General features: G+C 64.5%; 6 protein-coding genes. 2 read left to right on the plus strand and 4 right to left on the minus strand.

Going from position 1 to position 3,226, the window contains the following annotated elements; genetic code table 11:
* The 3 genes from ACT4OC_RS23350 to gtdA all read right to left on the minus strand — a co-directional run.
* Positions 1–278, minus strand: a 278-nt coding sequence (locus ACT4OC_RS23350; RefSeq protein ID WP_444841399.1) for a cytochrome c, incomplete at its 3' end; no start/stop codon positions are given.
* The gene (locus ACT4OC_RS23355; protein ID WP_444841400.1) at positions 275–595 is read right to left on the minus strand and encodes a hypothetical protein; all 321 of its coding nucleotides are present in this window, start codon (positions 593–595) and stop codon (positions 275–277) included. The genes ACT4OC_RS23350 and ACT4OC_RS23355, both read right to left, overlap by 4 nt.
* A gap of 93 nt (positions 596–688) precedes the next feature.
* Complete coding sequence (gtdA, locus tag ACT4OC_RS23360; protein ID WP_444841401.1) at positions 689–1,729, minus strand: gentisate 1,2-dioxygenase; 1,041 nt, start codon at positions 1,727–1,729, stop codon at positions 689–691.
* A 104-nt stretch (positions 1,730–1,833) separates the two neighbouring features.
* Here gtdA and maiA point away from each other — a divergent pair, with 104 nt between their 5' ends.
* Together maiA and ACT4OC_RS23370 are read left to right on the plus strand one after the other, a co-directional pair.
* Positions 1,834–2,466, plus strand: coding sequence for a maleylacetoacetate isomerase (maiA, locus tag ACT4OC_RS23365; protein WP_444841402.1), 633 nt, complete (start codon positions 1,834–1,836; stop codon positions 2,464–2,466).
* Entirely contained in the window at positions 2,456–2,965 is a 510-nt protein-coding gene (locus tag ACT4OC_RS23370; RefSeq protein WP_444841403.1) for a MarR family winged helix-turn-helix transcriptional regulator, read from the plus strand. Before maiA ends, ACT4OC_RS23370 begins: the two co-directional genes overlap by 11 nt.
* A gap of 133 nt (positions 2,966–3,098) precedes the next feature.
* Here ACT4OC_RS23370 and ACT4OC_RS23375 read toward each other — a convergent pair.
* Positions 3,099–3,226, minus strand: a 128-nt coding sequence (locus tag ACT4OC_RS23375; RefSeq protein WP_444841404.1) for an AMP-binding enzyme, incomplete at its 5' end; no start/stop codon positions are given.

Raw genomic sequence — 3,226 nt, forward strand, 5'->3', positions numbered from 1 at the left:
GCCTCACGGCTGAGCCCGATCGGCGGCATCTTGGGATGCGGCTCGAGCAGGAAGGCTGCGGTCTTTGCCTGGTCGAAGCCCGGCTTCCTGGCGATGGTTGCAAATGGCGGCGCTTCCGTCACCGCCAGCGGCTGGTTGGCGGCGATGGCATGGCAGGACTGGCACCAGCGTTCGGCGAGCTGCCGGCCGGTCCTGGCGTCGCCGGCCGTCGCCAGGGACGGAAAGCCCGTGGCCGCGATCGCCGCGAGAGCGCCTGCGAGACAAACTGCGATCTTCATCCCTGGGAGCCCTTACCTACCTTGACCGCCCGATGCAGCGCGGCCAGCGGTTCGATCAGCATATCACGATGCGGCTCGCCCGCGGGAATCCGCGAGGCCGTGGCGGCGAGCTGGGCGAAAATGTCGGCCAGAAGTCCGTAATTGACATGTAAGTGGACCGACTTCCGCACGTCGGTATCGCCGGGACGTTCGAGAACGAGGCGCATCCCGACCGCATCGAACGCGGCTTCGAAGCGCGATGAGCGCTCGAACGTGCCGCTGTAGAACTTGTCGGGATATTCGAGGGCGACCTCGGCCTTGTCCAGGATGTGCTTCATCGTCCGCTTCCAGTGATGGCGGCTGAAACTAGACCGGGGCGGCCGAGAGTGGTTGATTTGGCGCAAGGCCCGATGGCAAAAGCCAAATGACGCTCACGCGTTGCCGCGATCCTCGCGGAACAAATCCAGCTTCTGCTGCACCGGGCGGTCCGAGAAGCTGAACAGCACCGAGTCCGCGTCGGCCTCGTGCGTGACCCAGCGCCAGCTCGGCACCACGAACAAATCGCGCGGGCCCCATTCGAAGGTCTGGTCGCCGACGCGGGTGCGGCCCTTGCCTTCGATCGCGGCGAACACCGTGGCATCCGTCGAGCGATAGCGCGCGGTCTTGAAGCCTTTCGGCAGCAGCTGGATGAAGGTGCCGATGGTCGGCATGGCGTAGTCGCCGGTCTCGGGATTGGAGAATTTCAGCTTCAGCCCGTGGCAGGCGTCCCATTCGTTACGGGTCTTGGCGCGCTCCAGCGCCTCGCGGGTGTGGCTGTAGGGATAGTTGAAGATCGGCGAGGTCTTCGACTTCCTGATCTCGCCGACCGGCAGCAGGTTGTGGCCATAGCGCGCGAAGCTGTCGCCGACGGGCTTGGTGATGCTCTGCTGGTCGTCCTTGGAATCCTCGGCGAAGGACGCGTCGAGGAACTGTACGATCGGGATGTCGAGGCCGTCGAGCCAGAACATCGGCGCATCGGTTTCGTTGGAATGATCGTGCCAGGTCATCGCCGGCGTGATGACGAAATCGCCGGGCTCCATCGCGGTTCGCTCGCCGTCGACCGAAGTATAGGCGCCGTGGCCTTCGAGCACGAAGCGCAGTGCCGACTGGCTGTGCCGGTGCGATGGCGCGACGTCGCCCGGGATTACCATCTGCACGCCGGCAAACAGCGAGGTCGTGACCTTCGACTGGCCGCGCAGCCCCGGATTTTCCAGCACCAGAACCCTTCGCGTGGCTTCCTTGGCGGTAATGAGCTTGCCGGCCTCGTTCATGTAGGCGCGGATGGCATCGAACTTCCAAAGATGCGGCTGGCAGGCGCTGCGCGGCTCCGGGGTGATGATGTCGCCCATCACATTCCACAGCGCCGAGAGATTTTCGCCGTCGATCTTCTTGTAGAACGCCTCGCGCTCCGGAGTTTTCTGCACGGCTTCCATGGCTGGCCTCCTACCCGTTCTTGTCGGTTCGATTGATTGACAGTATACTGACAATATGGCGAGCGTCAATGTGAGCTAACGAGCGAGAAACGAGGGAGGTTCCTTTGAAGCTGCATGGCTATTTCCGCAGCAGCGCGGCCTACCGGGTCCGGATCGCGTTGAATCTCAAGGGGCTCGCCGCCGAGCACCTGGCCCATCACCTGCGCAAGGGCGAGCAGACCGCCCCCGATTATCTCGTGCTCAACCCGCAAGGGCTGGTGCCGACGCTGGAAGCCGACGAGGGCGCCGTGCTGACCCAGTCGCTCGCCATCATCGAATGGCTGGACGAAACTCATCCGACGCCGCCATTGCTACCGCTGGATGCGCTGCAGCGCGCGAAAGCGCGCGCCTTTGCGCTGGCGATCGCCTGCGACATCCATCCGGTGCAGAACCTGAAAGTGCTCGCCCGGCTGCGCCAGCTTGGATTGCCCGAGGAGAAGGTGACGGAGTGGGCGGCCTGGGCCAACCGCGAGGGCCTTGCGGCTTGCGAAAGATTGATCGCGAAAGAGCCGGGCCCGTTCTGCTTCGGCGAGGTGCCGACGACAGCCGATCTCTGCCTCGTGCCGCAGCTCGCCAATGCGCGGCGCTTCGGCGTCGACGTCTCCGCCTTCCCGCGCCTGCTGCAGGCCGAAGCTGCGGCCAAGGCCATGCCGGCCTTCGCCGACGCCGCCCCGGACAGGCAGAGCGATGCCGAGTAAACCCGCGCCCATCACCATGGACGCGGTCTATACCGCGCCCGGTTATCTCTTTCGCCGCATGCAGCAGATCGCGGTCGCGCTGTTCGTGGAGGAGTGCAGGGCGTTCGACCTGACGCCAGTGCAATACGGCTCGCTGATCGCGATCCATAGCCATCCCGGCATCGACGCCACCCGGCTCTCGGCCGTGATCGCCTTCGACCGCTCCACGCTCGGCAGCGTGATCGAGCGGCTGGAAGCGAAGAAGCTGATCGAGCGCAAGCCGTCGCCCGGGGACAAGCGGGTCAAGCTGCTCTACCTCACCAAGGCGGGCGCCACGGTCCTGCGCGACATTATGCCGTCGGTGGAAAAGGCGCAGGCGCGGATGCTGCAGCCGCTGAAGCCCGCCGACCGCAAGGTGCTTCTTTCGCTGATTACTCAACTCGTCGATCTCAACAACGAAGCCTCGCGCGTGCCCCTGCGCGCGGAAGATGCGCTGGAGCATCTGGGCAAGGCGGGGTGAGGGGCTCCTCCTTGTCATGCTCCGCGAAAGCGGAGCATCCAGTACGCCGCGGCCCCTCGATTTAGCAACTAACTTCTCTGGAATACTGGATCGCCCGCCTTCGCGGGCGATGACAGTCAGAACGAGGCGTCCGCTACATCCTCAACAACGCCTGCCGGTCGATCTTGCCCGTGCCGGTCTTCGGCAGCTCGTCGATGAACAGCACCTCGCGCGGATATTTGTACGGCAGCAGCTTTGTCTTTACGTAGTCCTGCAGCTTGC

The sequence above is a fragment of the Bradyrhizobium sp. genome (assembly GCF_052389815.1).
GTDB lineage: Bacteria > Pseudomonadota > Alphaproteobacteria > Rhizobiales > Xanthobacteraceae > Bradyrhizobium.

Bases quoted from the DNA above. Each gene is read 5' to 3' on its own strand.
- ACT4OC_RS23355 (WP_444841400.1), bottom strand. From the start codon at position 595: ATGAAGCACATCCTGGACAAGGCCGAGGTCGCCCTCGAATATCCCGAC.
- ACT4OC_RS23370 (WP_444841403.1), top strand. From the start codon at position 2,456: ATGCCGAGTAAACCCGCGCCCATCACCATGGACGCGGTCTATACCGCG.
- gtdA (WP_444841401.1), bottom strand. From the start codon at position 1,729: ATGGAAGCCGTGCAGAAAACTCCGGAGCGCGAGGCGTTCTACAAGAAG.